This window comes from Streptomyces sp. L500 (assembly GCF_054551825.1).
Genome location: NZ_JBTOLC010000003.1, coordinates 178,704 through 197,921, shown reverse-complemented (window position 1 = coordinate 197,921; position 19,218 = coordinate 178,704). Strand labels below are relative to the sequence as shown.

14 protein-coding genes and 1 pseudogene are annotated in these 19,218 nt (G+C 68.7%); 3 read left to right on the top strand and 12 right to left on the bottom strand.

The window, feature by feature from the left end; all coding sequences use genetic code 11:
* The first annotated feature begins 26 nt into the window (after window positions 1-26).
* Window positions 27-524, top strand: a complete 498-nt coding sequence (locus ACX9I7_RS06115; RefSeq protein WP_126915068.1) for an NUDIX hydrolase — start codon at window positions 27-29, stop codon at window positions 522-524.
* A gap of 6 nt (window positions 525-530) precedes the next feature.
* On the opposite strand, the gene ACX9I7_RS06110 is transcribed toward ACX9I7_RS06115, so the two are convergent.
* The 3 genes from ACX9I7_RS06110 to ACX9I7_RS06100 form a co-directional block, all read right to left on the bottom strand.
* Window positions 531-2,084, bottom strand: coding sequence for a globin domain-containing protein (locus ACX9I7_RS06110; RefSeq protein ID WP_459386714.1), 1,554 nt, complete (start codon window positions 2,082-2,084; stop codon window positions 531-533).
* A gap of 250 nt (window positions 2,085-2,334) precedes the next feature.
* On the bottom strand, window positions 2,335-2,967 hold the full coding sequence (locus ACX9I7_RS06105; protein ID WP_459386713.1) for an HAD family hydrolase: 633 nt from the start codon (window positions 2,965-2,967) through the stop codon (window positions 2,335-2,337).
* 38 nt (window positions 2,968-3,005) lie between these two features.
* Entirely contained in the window at window positions 3,006-4,280 is a 1,275-nt protein-coding gene (locus ACX9I7_RS06100) for an MFS transporter (protein WP_459386712.1), read from the bottom strand.
* 217 nt (window positions 4,281-4,497) lie between these two features.
* Here ACX9I7_RS06100 and ACX9I7_RS06095 point away from each other — a divergent pair, with 217 nt between their 5' ends.
* Window positions 4,498-4,962: a MarR family winged helix-turn-helix transcriptional regulator gene (locus tag ACX9I7_RS06095; protein ID WP_387577264.1), complete on the top strand. Its 465-nt coding sequence runs from the start codon at window positions 4,498-4,500 to the stop codon at window positions 4,960-4,962.
* A 106-nt stretch (window positions 4,963-5,068) separates the two neighbouring features.
* Here the strand turns inward: ACX9I7_RS06095 and ACX9I7_RS06090 are convergent, their stop codons facing one another.
* The 3 genes from ACX9I7_RS06090 to ACX9I7_RS06080 form a co-directional block, all read right to left on the bottom strand.
* Window positions 5,069-5,818 (bottom strand): TetR/AcrR family transcriptional regulator, encoded by a 750-nt coding sequence (locus tag ACX9I7_RS06090; RefSeq protein ID WP_387577266.1) that lies wholly within the window; start codon window positions 5,816-5,818, stop codon window positions 5,069-5,071.
* Window positions 5,819-6,022: 204 nt separating this feature from the next.
* Window positions 6,023-7,150: a pyridoxal-phosphate-dependent aminotransferase family protein gene (locus ACX9I7_RS06085; protein ID WP_387577268.1), complete on the bottom strand. Its 1,128-nt coding sequence runs from the start codon at window positions 7,148-7,150 to the stop codon at window positions 6,023-6,025.
* Between the two features lie 92 nt (window positions 7,151-7,242).
* A complete protein-coding gene (locus ACX9I7_RS06080) occupies window positions 7,243-8,652 on the bottom strand; it encodes a serine hydrolase domain-containing protein (protein WP_459386711.1) in 1,410 nt (469 codons plus the stop codon).
* A gap of 520 nt (window positions 8,653-9,172) precedes the next feature.
* Between ACX9I7_RS06080 and ACX9I7_RS06075 the strand changes: the two genes are divergently transcribed.
* Complete coding sequence (locus tag ACX9I7_RS06075) at window positions 9,173-10,405, top strand: hypothetical protein (protein ID WP_459386710.1); 1,233 nt, start codon at window positions 9,173-9,175, stop codon at window positions 10,403-10,405.
* Window positions 10,406-10,484: 79 nt separating this feature from the next.
* Here ACX9I7_RS06075 and ACX9I7_RS06070 read toward each other — a convergent pair whose 3' ends face one another.
* The 6 genes and pseudogenes from ACX9I7_RS06070 to dnaB all read right to left on the bottom strand — a co-directional run bounded on the left by ACX9I7_RS06070 (window position 10,485) and on the right by dnaB (window position 18,807).
* Complete coding sequence (locus ACX9I7_RS06070; protein WP_459386744.1) at window positions 10,485-12,533, bottom strand: LysR family transcriptional regulator; 2,049 nt, start codon at window positions 12,531-12,533, stop codon at window positions 10,485-10,487.
* A gap of 216 nt (window positions 12,534-12,749) precedes the next feature.
* Window positions 12,750-13,187 (bottom strand): annotated as a pseudogene (locus tag ACX9I7_RS06065) (TniQ family protein); the annotation flags it as partial.
* Window positions 13,184-14,305: an AAA family ATPase gene (locus ACX9I7_RS06060; RefSeq protein ID WP_459386709.1), complete on the bottom strand. Its 1,122-nt coding sequence runs from the start codon at window positions 14,303-14,305 to the stop codon at window positions 13,184-13,186. The gene ACX9I7_RS06060 and the pseudogene ACX9I7_RS06065, both read right to left, overlap by 4 nt.
* Window positions 14,302-16,434 (bottom strand): helix-turn-helix domain-containing protein, encoded by a 2,133-nt coding sequence (locus tag ACX9I7_RS06055; protein ID WP_459386708.1) that lies wholly within the window; start codon window positions 16,432-16,434, stop codon window positions 14,302-14,304. The genes ACX9I7_RS06060 and ACX9I7_RS06055 overlap by 4 nt, the downstream gene beginning before the upstream one ends.
* Entirely contained in the window at window positions 16,431-17,099 is a 669-nt protein-coding gene (locus ACX9I7_RS06050; protein ID WP_459386707.1) for a TnsA-like heteromeric transposase endonuclease subunit, read from the bottom strand. Before ACX9I7_RS06050 ends, ACX9I7_RS06055 begins: the two co-directional genes overlap by 4 nt.
* A gap of 250 nt (window positions 17,100-17,349) precedes the next feature.
* Complete coding sequence (gene dnaB, locus ACX9I7_RS06045) at window positions 17,350-18,807, bottom strand: replicative DNA helicase (protein WP_387577466.1); 1,458 nt, start codon at window positions 18,805-18,807, stop codon at window positions 17,350-17,352.
* Between the last annotated feature and the right edge of the window lie 411 nt (window positions 18,808-19,218).

The window sequence follows — 19,218 nt, the reverse complement described above, 5'->3', positions numbered from 1 at the left end:
CGGGGCGTGCGCGGCAGATGTCCCCTATGACCGAACGGCCCGTGGTCAAACGCACCGCCCGCGCCATCCTGCTCGACGGCGAACCCGGCTCCGAGACGCTCCGGCTCGTCCTGATCAAACGCACCAAGCCCGGCGAGGCACCGTACTGGATCACCCCGGGCGGCGGGGTCGAGCCCGAGGACAGCACCGTCGTCGCCGCCCTCCACCGCGAGGTGGACGAGGAGCTCGGCGCGAAGGTCGTCGATGTGGTCCCCGCCTTCGTCGACACCGTCTCCCACTCCCTCCACCACGCCGCCCACGGCGTGAAGGTGCAGCACTTCTTCGTCTGCCGACTGGCCTCGATGGACCTCTCGCGACGGCACGGCCCCGAGATCGACGAGCCGTGCGGGACGTACGAGGTGGTGCGCGTGCCCTTCACCCGGGCGGGCATCGACTCGGTGGAGGTCGTGCCGCCGTCCCTCCGGGTCTTCCTGCGCGCGAACATCGAGGGGGTACGGGCCCTCCTCGCGCCGGACCTGGCCTGACGCTCCTCAGCCCGCCGCCGAGGCCATCAGCTCGTCGATCGAGTCGTGGCGGATCCGGTGCGCCGGGATCCCTATGCCGACCAGCGTGTCCACCCCGCTGCGGACCATCCCGGGCGGCCCGGAGAGATAGGCGTCATAGGCGTTCCACGGGCCGTACTTGCGGACGACCTGCGGCAGTTGCCCGCTCAGGCCGAGCGTGGGTCCGTCGGAGATCACTGGACGCACGGAGAGCCAGCGGTGCGACTTCTGTAGTCGCAGCATGGTGTCTATGTCGTAGAGGTCGTCATCATGACGTGCGCCGTAGAAGACCTCGACGGGGCGACTGCGCCCATGCCGGACGACGTCCTCGACCAGTGCCTTGATCGGAGCGATGCCGGTGCCGCCGCCCAGGCACAGCAGTCCGCTGTCGCTGCCGTGGTCGACGGTCATCGAGCCGGCCGGCGGGCCGAGCCGGATGACGTCGCCCGGGCGGGCGCGGTGGACCAGGGCACCCGAGACCCAGCCGGCCGGCACGGCCTTGATGTGGAAGGAGAGCAGGCCGTCCTCGCGCGGGGCGCAGGAGAAGGAGTAGTGCCGCCACACGCGCGGCCACCAGGGCGTCTCCACGCTCGCGTACTGCCCGGCGAGAAAGGGATAGGGCTGGTCGGGCCGTACGGTCACGATGGCGACGTCCGGCGTGCGCGGCTCATGGCCGACGATCTCGGCCTGCCACCAGGGCGGCGAGCTCCGCTCGTCCTCGGCGGCCGCGTCGATCATGATCTGGGAGATGGCGGTGTAGACCCGCACCCACGCGGCCTGCGTGGCGTCGTTCCAGGTCCGGGAGGCGTGGCGGGCGAGCGCGTCGATCAGGCACTCCCCGACGGCGGGGTAGTGGGTGGGGGCGGTGCCGTACTTCCGGTGCCCCCGGCCGAGTTGGGAGAGATAGGTGGTGAGGATCGCGGTGTCGTCGGCGTGGCGGGCGGCGGTGAGCAGCGCCTTGAACAGCCGGTCGCGCTGGATGTCCATGGCGGCGGGGAAGAGGGCGCGCAGCTCCGGCCGGCGTACGAAGAGCAGGGCGTAGAAGTACGAGGTGGCCTTGTCGGCGATGGGCTCGATCTCGGCCAGTGTGCGGCGGATCAGCAGGGCGTCGGAGGACGGTGAGCCGCCGGGTGACGGGGCCTTCCCGCTACCGGGACACGTGGGGGGAGCGGCGGGCGCCGGGGGCGACGCGGGGGCTCGGGGCGGGGCCGGGGCGAGGGGTGGGACGAGGGGTGGGGCCGGGCGGCTCGCGGGAGGCTCTTCCGCGGGGCGTTCGTGTTCACGCGCGTGCGTGCGGTACGCCAGCGGCTGCCAGCGGTCGCCCATGGGTGAATGGCCGTCCTGGACCGGGGTCCGGGGGCGAACCGCGCCGGGTGCCCCCAGCCTCTCCCCCGCGGCCGGTAACCCACCCGGCCCGTCCGGCGGCGCCGGTAACTCCTCCGCCTCCGCCGTCCATGGCGCCCCGGCCGGGGTGAACCGGTTCCTCTCGCCTCCCGGTCCGGACGCGCCGCCATGGGTCGGCGGGGTGGTCGGAGCGTTCATGGTTGCCTCGCCTTGAGCGTTTCCCGGCCGGGCCGCGCGCTTCCGCCGAAGAGGGCGGGAAGGTTTCCGCGATTCCCCGCGCTGCTGATGAGTCGCTGTTCCCGTCCACGCAGCATGGCACCCCGGGTCCCCGATTCCGGGTGTCTTCCCGGAACTCCGGGTGATGGGGAGTCGGTTGAGGCTAGGCTGACCCGATCCGGTGCGGTGCGGGCCGACCACGCCCGCTCTTCCGGCTCACGGCCCGTGGCGGCTAGAGGCCGCCGCCGGCCAGCGCGTACGCCTCCCGGAGGTCGAGGCCGTCGTAGGCGTGCGAGGCGATGTCCCGCACGTGGTGATCGGCGTTGACCGCGACCGATACCGGCACCGCGGCGAAGAGCCGGGCGTCCGACATCGAGTCCCCGTAGGCCACGCAGTCGGCCCGGCCCAGCCCGTACCGCTCGCAGAGCTCGTCGGCGATCCGCACCTTCGCCGAGGCGTCGAGGATCCCCGCCGGGTCCAGCGGGTCGCGGAAGGGCACGGAGGGCCAGCGCGAGCCGTGGGCCGCGTCGGCGCCCCAGTCCAGCAGGCGTTCGACGAAGAAGCCCGGCGACAGGGAGATCACCGCGCAGCGCTCGCCGCCGGCCCGGATGGCGGCCCACACCTCCCGGATGCCGGCCAGCCAGGGCGCTCCCTCGAAGGCTGCCGTGACCTGCGCTTCCGTCAGCTCGGCCCAGAGCTCCACGGCCAGTTGGGCGAACCGGGACGGCAGCAGCTCCCCCATGGCGAAGGCCCTCTCCAGCTCGCCGATCTCCTTCTCCAGGCCCAGCTGCCGGGATATCTCCACAGCCGCGGCCGAGCCGTGGATGAGCGTTCCGTCCAGGTCGAACAGGTGCAGTCTGGTCATGGCCACCGAGCCTAGGCGTTCGAGATCGGGCCCGGGCGTCAGCGGCCGGCCGCCACGCGCCCCGCTCCCTCCGCGTCCACCGCGTCCACCGCGTTCGCCGTGTCCGCCACGTCCGCCGCGTCGGAGAGCACCGGCTTCGGCCCCGAGGCCACGATCCGCCCGCCCCGGCCCTCGCGCCGCTCCAACGACGCGGAGAGCAGGGCGAGGAGCAGCGCGGCGGCGGCCATCCCGGCGCCGACCCAGTTGGGCGCGGTGTAGCCGAATCCGGCGGATATCACGAGGCCACCGAGCCAGGCGGCCATGGCGTTGCCCAGGTTGAAGGCGCCGATGTTGACGGCGGAGGCGAGCGTGGGGGCGTCGGCGGTCTGGTCCAGGACCCGCTTCTGGAGGGGCGGCACGGTGGCGAAGCCGAAGGCGCCGATGAGCGGGATGACGACCGCGGTCGCGATCTTGTCGTGGGCGGCGAGGGGCAGCAGGGCGAGCAGGATCGCGAGCCCGCCGAGGGTGGTGAAGAGCATGGGCATCAGCGCGCGGTCGGCGTACTTGCCGCCGATCAGGTTGCCCACCAGCATGCCGAGGCCGAAGAGGACGAGCAGCCAGGTGACGGACGAGGGCGCGTAACCGGCGACGTCGGTGACCAGCGGGGCCAGGTAGGTACTCATGGTGAAGACGCCGCCGAAGCCGAGAACGGTCATCGCCATGGCGAGCAGCACCTGGGGGTTGCGGAAGGCGGCTGTCTCGCCGCTGAGCCGGGTCCGCTCGGGGCGCGGCTGGTGGGGCACGAGGGCGGCGATGCCCAGGACGGCGAGCACGCCCAGGCCGGCGATGATCAGGAAGGTGACCCGCCAGCCCGCGTTCTGGCCGACGAGGGTGCCCAGGGGCACGCCCACCACGGTCGAGGTGGTGAGCCCGGTGAACATCATCGCTATCGCGCCCGCCTTCTTCCGCGGCGCGACAAGCCCGGCGGCCACGATCGCACCGATGCCGAAGAACGCGCCGTGCGCGAGCGAGGCGACGATGCGCCCGGCGAGCATGACCCCGAAGACGGGCGCGGCGGCCGAGATCACGTTCCCCGCGACGAACAGGCCCATCAGGGCCATCAGCATCGTCTTGCGCGCGACGCGGCCGCCGACGACGGCGAGGACCGGGGCGCCGACGACGACACCGAGGGCGTAGCCGGTGGTCAGGAGGCCGGCGGTCGGGATCGAGACCCCGAAGTCCGCGGCGATGTCGGGGAGCAGTCCCGAGGTGACGAATTCGGTGGTGCCGATTCCGAAGGCGCCGATGGCGAGCGCCAGCAGGGCGAGGGGCATGGGGGGTCCTTCGTACGGGATCGAGGCAGGGGAGACCGAGACCTTCCGGCCAGGTGGTTGTGGCCGACTTCTACCGGCCTCCACAATAATTGCAGACGCATTTACTTGCAAGCGCGGGCTATTGCAGAGGGGAGATACGCTGGTAGGGACCGCACGGCCACGTGCGGACGGCGCGCTCGGACGGCACACCCGGACGTCCCCGAAGGAGGGCTCACCCATGTCCCGCACCCTGGATCCCGCCCTGGCCGGCCTGGCGCAGGGCTGGTGCGCGCTCTCGGCGCTGCACAGCCGGATCGAGGCGCACATAGAGCGCGCCCTCCAGAACCATCACGAGCTGAGCGTGCGCGAGTTCTCCGTGCTCGACGTCCTCAACCGCCAGCACGACGGCGAGGGCGGCCATCTGCGGATGAACGAGGTGGCGGACGCCGTCGTCCTCAGCCAGTCCGCGACGACGCGCCTGGTCACCCGCCTTGAGGACCGCGGCCTGCTGACGCGCTACCTCTGCCTCACCGACCGGCGCGGGATCTACACCGACGTCACGGACGCCGGTCGCGCCCTCCTCGAAGAGGCTCGCCCCACCAATGACGCGGCCCTGCGCGAGGCGCTGGACGAGGCCGCGAACCGGACCGAGCTCGCCCCGCTGGTCGCCGCGGTGGAGTCCCTCGCCCCCGCCGCCCCGTAACCACCGGCCCGAGGTAACCGCCGACCGGAGCCCACGCCGCCCCCTGTCAGCCGCCGGGCCGGTCGCACTCGGCGGCCAGGCGGGTCGCACTCGGCGGCCGGGGCGGTCACATCTCGCGTGCGCGGGCCCGTTCCCGGTGCGCCTTCTGGCGGCAGGCCGCGGCGCAGTACCGGGCGGGCCGGCCCGTACGAGCGGCGGCCACCGGCCCACCGCATACGGCACACCGGGTTTCGTAACGATCCGGGGCAGGATTCGCGGGGAGTTTCGTCACATGCCGCCCCGGCCGGAGGCTGTCGCACGCCAGCGCGGTCATCCTGCCCGGCGCCGTCCCCGGCCCCCGCCGCTGCTCCATCGACAGACACCCCATGAGCAGGGCCGTCACATCACCGACGGACGCGTCCTTCCGTACCGCGCCCGCCTGTTGGGCCCGCTCCAGCAGGACGGCGAGAGCGTCCCGGAAGTCCGCCTCGACCCCGGGGGAGGGCTCGAAACTGCCCTCCAGCGCGTCGCACAGGCCCTTGTTCCGCACGGAGAGCCGCACCACAGCCGCCAGATAGCGATAGAACACCCTCCCGGGGTCTTCCGCGTGCGCCAACTCCCGTGCCGTATCGGTGAAGAGCCGCACCCGGTCCACGACCGTGGCCCTGAACAGGGCTTCCTTGGACGGGAAATGACGGTAGACGGTCCCGGCCCCCACCCCGGCCCGGCGCGCGATCTCACCCAGCGGCACCGCCAACCCCTGCTCCTCGAAGGCCGATCGGGCGGCCTGGAGGACCAGCGCGCGGTTGCGGCGGGCGTCCGAGCGCAGCGGCTGGGAGACCGGTGAAGCGGTCGTCGAGGTCCTGCGCCGAGCCATGCGCCTGGGTCTCCGGAGGGCTGGAAGGGAAACGGGATCGAGATTCCGATTCTATCCGCGCGAATGAGCGAGGGCCCGCAGCGCCATACCGGGACAAAAGCCATACGAAGCAGAAGCCGGGAAAACAAAGAGCCGCCGCCGGCGCGTGAAGCGCCGACGGCGGCTCGATGCGGTGACGCGGCCCGACACGGCCGCGCCGCACGGTCAGCCGGGGATCACCGCGTCCCACGCCTTGCCCGCGGCCGCCAGGGCACCGTCCTCGTCCGCGACCGGGACGCCCAGGGCGCGCAGCCCCGCGGCGAGCGCCGTCAGCGAGTCGAGCACGACCTCACGGTCCGCGTCGAGGCCGTAGTGGTTGACCCGGATCATCTCCGTCGCCAGCGTGCCCCCGGCCGCCTGGACGGGCACGGACGCGTCGGCCGCCAGGGCGGCCGCCACGATGTCGCGGGCGTCGACGCCGTCAGGCGCGCGCAGCGTGGTGGCGGCGGGCGCGGCGTCCTCGTCGCGGACGACGTAGGGCGCGAGGGCGCCCAGCGCCCGTACGCCCGCGCGCGTGGCGGCGGAGGCGGCGCGGTGGCGGGCGATCACGCCGTCCAGGCCGTCCGTGGCGATACGGTCGGCGGCCTGCTCCAGCGCGAGCATCTCCAGCTGGGCCGGCGCGTGCGGGAGGGCGGCGCGGCCGCCGTCGATCCAGCGCTCCTTCCAGTCCAGCAGGGAGAGGTAGGAGCGGCGCGGCGCCTGCTCGTTGGCGGCGATGCGCTCCCAGGCGCGGGCGCTCACGGAGACGACGGAGACGCCCGCCGGACCCGCCATGGCCTTCTGGCCACCGATGACGCACAGGTCGACGCCCCACTCATCGGTGAGCAGCGGCTCGGCGGCGATGGAGGCGACGGCGTCCAGCATCAGCAGGGCGCCGTGCTCACGGACGACCGCGGCGATCTCGGCGACCGGGTTGGTGTTGCCGGTCGCCGCCTCCGCGTGCACCAGGCTGACGAAGTCGATCGTGGGGTTCGCGCGCAGCGCCTCGGCCACCTGCTCGGCGGTGACCGCCCCGCTGAACGGCGCGCTCACGGTCACCACTTCGGCGCCGCAGGAGCGCAGCCAGCCGCCGAAGGTCTCGCCGTACGGGCCGGTGATGATGTTCAGCGCGGTGCTGCCGGGCCGCACGGCCGAGCGGATGCACGCCTCCAGCGGGAGCAGTGCCTCGCCCTGCATGGCGACGACGGTCTCGCGCGTGCGCATCAGCGCCGCGACCTTGTCCTCGATCCGAGCGAAGTGGCCCGCGCCGAGGGGCGCGAAGTCGAGCAGGTCCGGTGCGGTGTTCGCGGTCACGGTGCCTTCCAGGGGATGTCGCGCCGCGTCGCGGCGCCCGCCAATCTCCCGCCGACTCTACGTCCGCACCCCCGGCCATGCCGACAATCCGACTATCGCCAGCCACCCGTGTCGACGCCGCCCGGCACCGCGCCCCCGGGCTCATAGGGCTCACGGGTGAAGACGAAGGTGCCGAGGTCGAGATGGCTCACCGTGCCGTCCTCGCGGCGCACGGCCCGCAGGGTCTCCCCCGCGTAGTAGCCGTCGAGCCCCGTCCAGGTGCCGTCCGCCTCGGCGCGGAAGCGCGCGGCGCGCCCGCCGTTGCCCACCGGGCCCAGGCGCAGCGCCCGGTCGGCTTCCAGGCGCAGGACGAACGGAGTGGCGCCCCAGTACCAGGGCCCGGTCAGCTCCAGCAGGGCCGGGTCGACGCCGTCGAGCGGACGCCAGGGCTCCGGGATCCGGGGTTCGTGCTCCACGACCGTGCGCACGAGGTCCGTCACGACGGGGACCAGGCCGAAGAACGAGGTGAGGTTGCTCAGCGCCACGGCCGCGACGCCCTCGGCGGGGTCGGCCCACAGCGACGCCACGAAGCCCGGCATGCTGCCCGTGTGCCCGCACAGGACCCGGCCGTCGTGGCGCGTCAGCTGGAGGCCCAGGCCGTAGGCGCCCGTCCAGTCCGGCCCCTGGGGCTCGGTCCGCGGCGTCCGCATCTCCGCCACCGTGCTCGCCCTGAGCACCCGGTCGTCGCCGTTCAGCAGGAACTCCGCGAAGCGGCACAGGTCGGCGGCCGTGGACCAGAGCTGACCGGCGGGCGCCATGCGCCCGGTGTCCACCGCGGGTTCCGGGAGCAGTACGTCCGCCCAGGGGTGGACGGCCCGGCCCTCGGCGTACGGGGCCTCGGGGCCGAGGGTCGTACGCGCCATGCCCAGCGGCAGCAGCACCTCCCGGCGCAGCACCTCGTACCAGTGCTCACCGCGCAGCCGCTCCACCAGCGCGCCGAGCAGCGCGTATCCGGGGTTGGAGTAGTGGTGGAGGCGCCCTGCGGGATGGCGCTGGGGGCGCTCGCCGAAGATGTCCTCGAGCTCGGGGCGCAGAGCGCCGTCCGTGCGCTCCCACCAGGGGCCGCGCGCCTCCGCCGCCAGTCCCGAGCTGTGCGACAGCAGTTGGGCGACGGTCGCCCGGCCGCCCTCGGGTGTGTCGAGGTACGTCCCGAGCGGCTCGTCGAGGTCGATCAGCCCCTCGTCGCGCAGCCGCATGACGAGGACGGCGACGAGGGACTTGGTGATCGAGCCGATCCGGTACTGCGTGTCGGCACCGGGGGTCTCCCCGGCCACGTCGCCCCGCCCGGCGGACCACACCATGCGCCCGTTCCGCGTCACCGCGCCCACCAGCGAGGGCGCGCGGCCCTCGGCCTGGCAGGTGGCGACCCGGTGCAGCAGCGCGCGCCGGGTGGCCGGGAGGAGCTCGTCGAGGGGAGCGGCGTCCGGGAGCTCTTGCTGGGGCACTTCGCACGAGACAGTCATGTCCCGCACCCTAGCCAGGCGTTCTCCCCGGACGCCGAAGGGCTTCCGCCTTGTAGGATCTCGCGGTCCGTGCCATAGCGTATGGCTCTGACCAGCGGGTTTCTGGGCTGCCTCAGCCCATGTCCGAGCGCCCGTGTCTCAGTTCCGTGGCACTTCCTCAGCAGGCGCCATCAGCAGCCGTGCGTTCTGCCCACTCGCGCTGGGTAACGGCTCGCTCCATGCGGCTGAGGTCTCCGGAAGCTTGTCGAAAGCGCCGGGAAGGACATCGAACACCCCAAGACTGTTCGCCAGTCCTTGCGGTCAGAAGCAGCTGGCACCCTCCACTTCACATCACCTTGCCCGCAGCACACTTCCTCACTCCTTCAAACTTCAGTCATTCTGAGGCCCCTGCGGCCACGCTTGTGAAGTTGACGGGGAAAGGCACACGTCACACGAGACGATCTACGAGCGAGTGGCCACAACAGGGCGATGGACACATAATAGGAACCGACAGGAAAAAATTTCTATTCGGCGGTGCGCTATGGCTAGCACCATTGAACGCACAGCCAGAACCGCCAAGGAAAGAGTCGACTGGGACCTGGTGCTGAATGCCTACCTTCAATGCACAGATTTCGTGCGTGACGAAGGAGCATATCTTCCAGACATAGCAGCTAGTTTCCTGGCCGAGGCGATGACCCGCCTGTCTTCAAACTATGACAGCCAAGAAGAGCAGCTCATTTCCGACACACTGGCGGTCTGGGGTTCAGCTGAGGGGCGGATGGGCCGCCCCACGGATGTGTTTTCGGAACTGTACTGGGATGACAGGTTTCAAGCGATCCCACCGTATGCGGCATCAAAACAAACCGGCTGGCGCCGGAGACCCACCCCATTTGAATCTGTCGTAGAGACAGCTCGACGACTCCGCGACCTGGAAGAGATTGGGAAATGCCTTAGCAGTCAACAGACCGCAGGCATCCTTGGAGGTTCAGTCAGCTATGGCGGCTTCTTCAATGTGACTGGCGCCGCTCACGGCAGCAGGCCATCAGATAGCGACGTTCTGATAGTGATTCCCGGATTCGACAAGCTACCACTACTATCGAGCGGGATTGGGCACCTCAAAGGGGCACAAGAAGCGTCAGTATCCCAGTTTTCCGACCGCACCAAATCGTTCCTGAGAGCAAGAAACTATCCTGACGAGCATGTAATATTTAGCGGAAAAATCGACATGTGGGAGGACATGGAAGATCCGGTCTTGGAAGGCACAGGAATTCCTGGAACCTACCAGTCAAGCTTGCACGTCATTACGCCTCCAGGACTTAGCTACCTACTCATTTCAGACGCACGCTCGCTCAGCTGGGAGTCGTCAGGCCCTAGCCGTCTGATTCGCGACTATCGCGAACAGCAGCCAACCCGCGAGGACCACCAGCGCAATTTCAGCGGCAAGAACATCAGGCTTCCGATTTCAGTCGAGAGCGCACCTGGTGGGTACATGCGGCAGAGTCATGCATACTTCATCGACAACCAAGACCGCTACTATCCGGGAATGTTCCAAAATTTGCTTCTCCCGCATTTTCATTTGCACTGGAACACTATCGGCGACCCTATACACCGGAAGCTGGAATCCTTCCACTGGAAGATCATTGAGCGCCTACGCTACGAACGCAGGGTACGCCCTTATGAACTACTACTCATAAGCCTGTCCCACACGCGGAGCCAAGTATTTGCACCGCATATCACATGGACAGCAGACAGCGAATCCGCATTCCCAATTTAAAATGCCAGATAGTTGATGCCAGCAGACCGCTCCCCAGCGAGGTAACGACCTCAAGGTCAATTCCCCATTGGGGAAACCGTCAGCTATTCTTCTCTGTCTGCTTGACGGGCAGGGCCCCTCGCCTCACCGCAGTGGTGTGTCCTCCGTGCAGAATCTTCCTAGCCGCAGTGACCACGCGCTTCCCGAACGAGGTCAGTTTCATGGCACGGCCACGTTCAGCACGTTCAAGCAGGGGCTGTCCGAGATCCCGCTCAAGTCGGGTGATCTGGGTCGACAGCGTGGGTTGGCTGATCCCCAGTGCTCGGGCAGCCTCCCGCGTCGTGGAATAGGGCAGGGCGGCCACGAAGCGATCGAGTCGCTGCCAGGCATAGGGGCTGGTGAGCGCTTTTCGCAGCAGGGCAGGGGTGTCGGCTGCCTGGTCGGCGGCCCGGAGGGCGGTATCGTGACTTCCTCCCCCGCGTGGTCGGAGAGGGATGTTGTGGGTGTGGGCCCAGCGGGCCATGTTCGCCGTGCTCATTCCGGCCTCGCGGGCGAGGTCTGGCAGGGTCCGGCGGCGGTGGACGTACTGCTCGATGAGCCAGTCCCGTTCGATGGTTCCGCGCCGCTTGTAGTCCTGGGGACCAGCACGCAGCGGGATGTCGTACTCACGGGCGAGGTCGGTCAGCACCCTGCGGGAGAAGCCGGTGCGGTTGGCGATCTGCTGAAGTGAGCAATGATCGTCGAGGTAGAGACGGACGAAAGTCGCCTTCGGCACCTGCTGGCGAGCATTGAATCGGATGCGTCCTATGGCTCTAGCCGCGTTCTTCGGCTGCGGAAGCGAGGGTGCCGGCTGTTCGTCCAGGGCCAGTCGGATGGCTTCGATGCTGGTACCGAGGGCCTGGGCCGCGTGCCGGACGGGGCTTTTGCGCTGTCGGACGAGCCGGTGCAGATGCGGGATGTCGATGAGTGCTGGATCAGGCCCAGGCAGGTCAAGACCGTCCATCAGGAAAGTGGGCGGCCGCCAGGTCACGGGCTCGTCGTGGATGTCCTGTCCGGCGAGAAATGCCTCAGCCTCCCTGTTCAGCTCATGGGCCAGTTCGGGAGTCTGCAAGGCCGCGAAACGGACGGCCTCGGCCCGGAAGACAGCCTCGTCGAGGCAGTGGTGCCCGGGGACGGTTTCCGCGGGCAGTCCGCTGATGCGCTGGAAGAGCAGACTGCGGACGAGGAGCTCACGGCGTCCGCTGCCGGGGAGCGTGCCGGTGCAGCGGCAGATGGTCTGCCAGCGATCGTGCGGCAGCAGACGGGAGTAGTCCAGGCGGCGGCGCCGCTGGTAGTCGATGGGGACACCGGCAGCATCAAGGTGGTCGGCGAGTCGGACGAGGGCGGTGATCGTGTCGGTCCATTGGCGCTGGTCGTCGAGTCGTTGCAGGATGCGGGAGATCTCAATGCCGTCGGTGACTCCACCCAGGCGCCGGGCGGCGTCTTCGAGACTGGCCCTGCCGTCGATAATCAGCAGGCAGGCGGCCATCACGGGAGCGAGGATGCGGGGATAGGTGCCAGCGTCGGAGGTGAGCCGGACGGTCCACGACGGCCAGAACACGCTGGGGATCTTCCGCGCTCGTCGTGCGATATCCCGGTCCGTCTTCACCGGGCGTCTGGGCATGGTGGAAGAGGTCCGGCAACGCAGTTGTTCGCTGGGCCGCAGCGAGGGCGCGAGTGCTGCCAGGTGCACCGCGTTCAGCACCGGGCTCAGGCCGCGTCCCCAGCTGTCGATGCTGGTGACACTGACCTGCCAGAGTTCGTCGCGCATCGCTTCGATCAGATCGCGCATCCGCTTACCCGCCTGGTGGGTGTCGGGCTGCTCCAGGACGTGCAGGGCGATGGTCACTGCGACGGCCGCGCTCACTGCCCGGGGCGGGGCCATGAACCCCGGTCGTTCCGCAGCACGTGTGACGAGGTGGGAGTCAGGGTCGGTAGTGGCGTACTCCTGCGTGATGTCGGGCGGCAGCAAGCTCTCGATGTTCCGCTCGGGAAGGTCGGCCAGCACGCGGCCGGCGATCGCCCGGATGTCCGCCAGCGCCTTCGCGGTCGGCTGCGGGCTCAGTGCGTAGGCGCCGAAGGCGGCAGTGCCGGCATCGATGACGTCCAACAGCCGTTCCTGGGCCGACAGCACGGGATGCCGGGCGGGCAGTCGGAGCGTACGGGTCTGTGTCAGATCGAATCCGCAGCCCCCGGAAGGCGGACGTCCTGGTCTCTCGGAGAGGGCGCCGCAAAGAGCCGGATGAGGGACAATCCGTCCAGATCGGGGCCGCTGCCTGGGGATGCGCTCGCAACCAGGACAGCAGTCCGCCAGCAGCCGCAGGTGCAGTGGGCAGGCGAAGGCCCAGCCCAGACGCCAGGCGAGTTGCCAGCGCCCGCTGCTGTCCCGGAGGCAGTCCGGACAGAACCTCGAACCGGCGCCTCGGCCCCAAAGCACCCAACGGTTGACGTACCGGCGCTCAAAGTTGATGCGAAGGGCCCGCCCGTCGTAGTGCGCCAGCGTCATGCCCGTGACCATCTGCTCGTCCAGCCCACTCGCATGGGCGATGGCCGCGGTCTGTTCCGTGTCCAGCAGGATCGTCCAGTCCGGCGGGATGCCCCGCAGGTGATCCCCGTGCCTGGTCCGAGCCGGCAGACCGAGGTGATGCAGTACTTCCCCGAGCGTGCTGTCTAGCCTGCGGGCGAGGGCCTCCAGCCAGGAATCGAGTGCCTCCCCGGGGAGGGGCGGCAGCCGGATCGGCAGGGTTCGGACGCCCGTGTTCATGCGACTTTGCGGCGGCGGGAATGTGGGTGGCTGGTCAACCTCCGGTTTTCCAACGCCGCTTCGAGTTCCTTGCGGGCCGCCTCCGATGCCTCGTCATTCTTCACGCCGTCGAGCAGGTCACGGTCCAGGCGCTCGGCGCCACTGCGGACAGCCCGCTGACAGCCGCGATTGATCAGAGTCATCAAGGAGCCGATGTGCCCGGTGCTGCGGGCGAAGAGGTAGTCGGACAACTCCTCCGCGAGCATCCCCGGATGCTTGTCGGCCAGAACCACGCGTTGTTCAAGGGCCAGCAGCATCTGCCGCCATTCCCGGCGACCGGCCTCGGACTTGATCGTGAAAGGCCGCATTCCCAACCGGGTGGTGCGGCGCCCGGTCTGTGCCAGCGCCGCGTCCCGTCTGGCATCGCCTTCGCTGAACAGGCCCTTGTCCGCGAGGCCGACGCCGATCATCAGCAAGGTCACGGGGAACTCGTTCGCGATCCATTTCAGATGGTTGCTGACCTCGATGCCGTTGCGCTGGTTCCACTTCAGAAAATGCAGGTCATCGAGGGCGAGGAGGCGGACTTCGCAGGACAGCACGCAGTCCAGAGCCCGCTGGCCGAACTGAGCGGTCGTTCCGCGGTTGCGACCGGGATGACCGAAGAACTCCAGTATGGCCCGGTTGAGGTCCTTCATGCCGGTGTTCCCCGTCAGGCCGACCCGGCAGACCGGAAGACGCTCGTGGCCCTGGTCGGTGAACTCGCCCCGCTCGGTGATTTCTCTGCGGTGGAACTCGCGGGCGAACGCGAGGACCGAGGTGGTCTTGCCCAGCCCGGGAAAGGCGTCGATGGCCACGGCTCCCTTGGCCTTGTCACCGTCCTGGAGGTTGCTGTCGACGATGTCCCACAAATCCTCGTGCAGCTCAGCCAGTTGCGGAGTCTTGAGCGGGCCGATGTTCGCGTGCCATTCCCGCCGCCGCAGGTCGAACTCGGCCCTCGCGTCCCCGCCCAGGTCCTTCAGCTCGGCCCTTGTCAGCGCCTCGGGTTGGCTGCGGCGCGGAGCCTGAGCGAACGCCTTGAAGTCCTCCTTTCGCGAGAGCGCCAGATTGCCCAGCCCTTGTGACAGACCGGCCGTATTCACACGTCCTCCAGGGCATCCGCGTAGAAGGCGTTCTCGTCAGCGAAGTCCTCCAGATCGGCCTCGTCATCATCGCCCACTTCAACTACTGGCTCTGGCCCCAGCACTTCGTGCTCTGCCGGTTCGGCGCCCTGTCCGAGGGCTTTGCGGACGGACGGAAGGGAGGCGACCGTCTCCGGCTCGGTTTCCGGAAGCTCGATCGCGGCCTGTTCACGGGAGAGCCGCAGGGCCATGCGCCGCTCAGCGAGCGTGGTGCCCAGCCCCAAGTTCCAGCGCTCAAGCAGATCGGCGACGGCAAGCCTGTCGTCGGGATAGCGGTATTTCGCGGCGGCCAGCTTGCGGGCGAACGCCAGCGCTTCCTCGCTCAACGGCATCCGCGCCGACGGCGCGTGCTCCCAGGTCAGGGTATGCCAGTGACGGTCAGTATCGCGAAAGTAGATGCGGGTGATGTCATCTGGGTCCACCTGGAACGGCCAGCCGTTCTTCACCGGGCTGCCGTAAGGGCTGCGGATGCCGGGTTCAGGCAGGCCCGGGCCGCTGTAGCGACGGCAGTCGATCTCCACCCCGTAGTGCTGGATCGTGCGCCACTTCGTGGGCAGGAACTCAAAGGCGAGATCCCGGTCCCGTGGAACCTCGATGTAGCCGGCTCTCGCCATCCCGTGCTCGAACATCTTCGCCGGGGATAACCGCATCCCCGGCAGACCCGGATCGACCAGGCTGGAATGCGGTCGCGAGTGATAGCAGGCCGCGGTCCATTCCCGGATGATCGCCTCCAACTCGTCGAGGAAGAAGAACGCATCATCTTCCGGGCTCTCACCACGGGAGTGGATGTCGGGGCCTTTGTAGCCGGGCAAGACCTGTAGCAGCCCCTCGCGCAAGGTGCGGAAAAAGCGCTCAACTGGCCCCTTATCGCGGCCCGTTCGTAGCCTCGCTGGCTGGATCGAGATGCCCATCCTGCGGCAGACGCTGGTCAGATGCTCCGAAACATAGACCTTGCCGTGATCAACTACCAGTGTCTCGGGGACCAGTGGCGGAGAGGCCAGCCCAGGCCCGGTGGCTCCCTCGACATCGACGAGGACCGTGCGCGGGATGCCGTGCTCTGGCCAGACCGCGTGCCGCGGCCAGTCCCGCCCTGCCGGCCGCGGGCGGAAGCACTGGTAGAGCACCGCGCTCACATCCGCCGCCTTCGTGGACACCGGGGTGAGCCGAATTCCGGTGATGCAGCGCGTGTACCAGTCCATCGCAACCGTCAGCTCGGCCTGCACCCACTTCAGCGTCAGCGGATCGAACGCGAACACGTCCAACCGCGTGGTGTCCATCAGCAGGTACTCGCCCGGCCTCGTCGGCCGCAGCTTCCCGTAAGGCCCCTCCGGCCGGTCAGCGATATCCCGGTTCCGCTTCGTGCTCAGCCGGAACAACGGATGCCGCCGCTCCAACTCCTCCAGCAGACGGAAAGCCGTCGCCCGGCTCGGCTGCGGCACCACATCGGGGCCGAACCGGGCGATCACCCGGGCACGGGTCCGCTCGATCACCATCGTCCGCGACGGCTTCGACTCACCGGTGTGCTCGACTATGACCTCCAGCGCGGTCTCCGCCCACCGGTCATCGACCGAGATCTCTGACTTCCGAGCTGGCCCTTTCCTGGGAGCGAGACCGGCCTCTCCGTGCTCCCGGAATTCAGCGATCCACCGCTTCAAGGTACGTAGGCCCATCCCGAGCTCGGCGATTTTCGCCGCGTATCGGGCCTCCAAAGGCCTCTCTGGCGAGTACTCAGGACGAGGCTCGTCGTCACGTGCGAGTTCTGGGCAGCCGGACCGATAGCCCGTCAAGACCTCTCGGACATGCTCAGCCCGGTCAAGGAGCTTTCTCTTTGCCGCTTCATCAAGCTGCCCCAGGATCACAGAGGCGATCTCGCGCTCGTCGTCTGCCGACGGCCCCGGACCGTCGGGGCTGATGGCAGCGCGGTCGGAGAACAACAGTTCCTTGAGCGATAGCCGCAGAAGCCGCCCCCGGCCGTCTTTCAGGACTACTTCGTTGCCCGCCGTAGTCGCGGCCATCTCCACCACCTCGACGGTCTCCCCGTCGTAGCGGAAGCGTGTACCGACTCCAACCCGAGCCCCCGCCCTGCTCATGCCGTCCGCCTCAGGGTGTGCGAAGGGCTGAGCGGTCGGCTGAGATCAGTAACGAGACTCTGCGTCCAGAGCAAATGGTGGATGACAGAACGGACTTGGGGCTCTGGACGATTCGGCAGACAGCACACGGCCTGCCCCAAAGGCACTCCATCGAGATCAGCTCCACGAAGTTCTTCCAGGACTTCGGTGCTGAACAACCAGTCCCTGCGGTAACCCGCCAGGAAGCGGATGTTCTCCAACTCCACGGCCGGAGGTTCGCTCCAGACCTCGTACTTCCATCCCCGCGATTCCACCGCCCGCCGAGTCCAGTCGAAGGTGAACGCCAGCTCAGGCTTGGACAACCTGTGCAGCGGCTTGACGTCGACGACCACCGGCACCTGTCCGGTGAGCAGGAGATAGTCCGGGATGTGCTTACGGACCTTCCCCTCCAGCTCGGTCTTCAACAAGAAGGGCTGGGCCACGATGCCGCGTACGGACAGATCGAAGTCGGCGAACAGTAACCGAGTCAGTTCCAGGCGCGACTCGTAGATCACGTGGTCGCGCATCGTCGACGACCAGTAGGTGCCCGAGTAGTGCTTCTGGCCCTTGTACCAGCGGAACGTCCGCCAGGGGCGAGCCGACTGCAGGAGGCCGATGGGTACCGTGCCCCAGTCTTGGTCCTCCACGACTGCACCACGTTGCTGACGAACGCTCACCGTTGCGGTGGCACTGCCCATCGCACACCCCCAGCCCACAGGCGATGGCCCGTATACCCAAAGGTGTCAGCCCATGCCGTTGGACGGAATGGGCTGGAGCATCCGCCACTCGAAAGGGTGAGCGCCCCGACCAGCAAGTCTCACGAAGACGGCATAAGTGCCACCGATGTGCCATCAAGACTGAGACTGTGCCGCGAAATCTGAGACCCTACACTTCCGATCAGGTCTGCGCCATGTCGACGAAACGGGAGTAGTGGCCCTGGAAGGCCACGGTGATCGTGGCGGTGGGGCCGTTACGGTGCTTGCCGACGATGATGTCCGCCTCGCCCGCGCGGGGCGACTCCTTCTCGTAGGCGTCCTCGCGGTGGAGCAGGATGACCATGTCGGCGTCCTGCTCGATGGAGCCGGACTCTCGCAGGTCGGAGACCATCGGCTTCTTGTCCGTACGCTGCTCGGGGCCACGGTTCAGCTGGGAGAGCGCGATGACCGGGAGCTCCAGCTCCTTGGCCAGCAGCTTGAGGTTACGGGACATGTCCGAGACCTCCTGCTGGCGGCTCTCGGCGCGCTTGGAGCCACCGGACTGCATCAGCTGCAGATAGTCGATGATCACGAGCTTGAGGTCGGCGCGCTGCTTCAGCCGGCGGCACTTGGCGCGGATCTCCATCATCGACAGGTTCGGCGAGTCGTCGATGAAGAGCGGGGCGGCGGAGACGTCGGGCATCCGGCGCGCGAGCCGGGTCCAGTCGTCGTCCGTCATCGAGCCGGAGCGCATGTGGTGGAGGGCGACGCGGGCCTCGGCGGACAGCAGACGCATCGCGATCTCGTTGCGGCCCATTTCGAGCGAGAAGATCACGCTCGGCATGTTGTGCTTGATCGAACAGGCGCGGGCGAAGTCCAGCGCGAGGGTCGACTTACCCATGGCGGGACGGGCCGCGATGACGATCATCTGGCCGGGGTGGAGGCCGTTGGTCAGGGCGTCGAGATCGGTGAAGCCCGTGGGGACACCGGTCATCTCGCCGCTGCGGGAGCCGATCGCCTCGATCTCGTCGAGCGCGCCCTCCATGATGTCGCCGAGCGGGAGGTAGTCCTCGCTGGTGCGCTGCTCGGTGACGGCGTAGACCTCGGCCTGAGCCTTGTTGACGATGTCGTCGACATCGCCGTCGGCCGCGTATCCCATCTGCGTGATGCGCGTGCCGGCCTCGACCAGGCGGCGCAGGACCGCGCGCTCGTGGACGATCTCGGCGTAGTACTCGGCGTTGGCCGCGGTCGGCACCGACTGCACCAGGGTGTGCAGATACGCCGCGCCGCCGACCTTGGTGATCTCACCGCGCTTGGTGAGCTCGGCGGCGACGGTGATGGGGTCGGCCGGCTCGCCCTTGGCGTACAGGTCGAGGATGGCCTGGTAGATCGTCTCGTGGGCCGGACGGTAGAAGTCGTGGCCCTTGAGGACCTCGACCACATCGGCGATGGCGTCCTTCGACAGCAGCATGCCGCCGAGGACGGACTGCTCCGCGTCGAGATCCTGCGGAGGGACGCGCTCGAAGCCGCTGCCGCGCTCCCAGGAGCCCTCGTCCCCCCGGTCGTGCTGCTCGCCGCGGCCCTTGCCGTCGCCGCGCCGGGAGCGGGGGAAGGGAAGCCGGTCACCGGGGCCGCCGTCGCCCCACGGGCCGTCGTCCATGGGCTCGGGAATGCTCACCCGGGCCACCTCCTCCCGTCCGCCGAGCGGACCTCGCCGTGCCACTCCTTCTTACGGCACGGCTCTGACAAATAGGACGCCCGACTCCGGTTCTTGCGCGTCGAGTTCGCGGTGGGTTCGCGAGGGAATCGCGACGGACCCGTGAGGTCCGCGAAGCGATGACGGGAGCGGTGGACAGATGGCGGGCGCCGGTCCACGGTAGGGCCCCGGGCACCGTCAGCCAATCTGGTTATCCACAGGGCATGTGGATGAGCGGCCCAAGCCTGTGGAGAAGTCCCCGTAACCTGTGCACGGGCCGGGGGAAAGCACTGTGGACAAACACACAATCACCTCCACCGCAAGGCCCTGACCTGCAGCTTTGCCATCCACCGGCTGTTGAGGAGAAAAACTTTC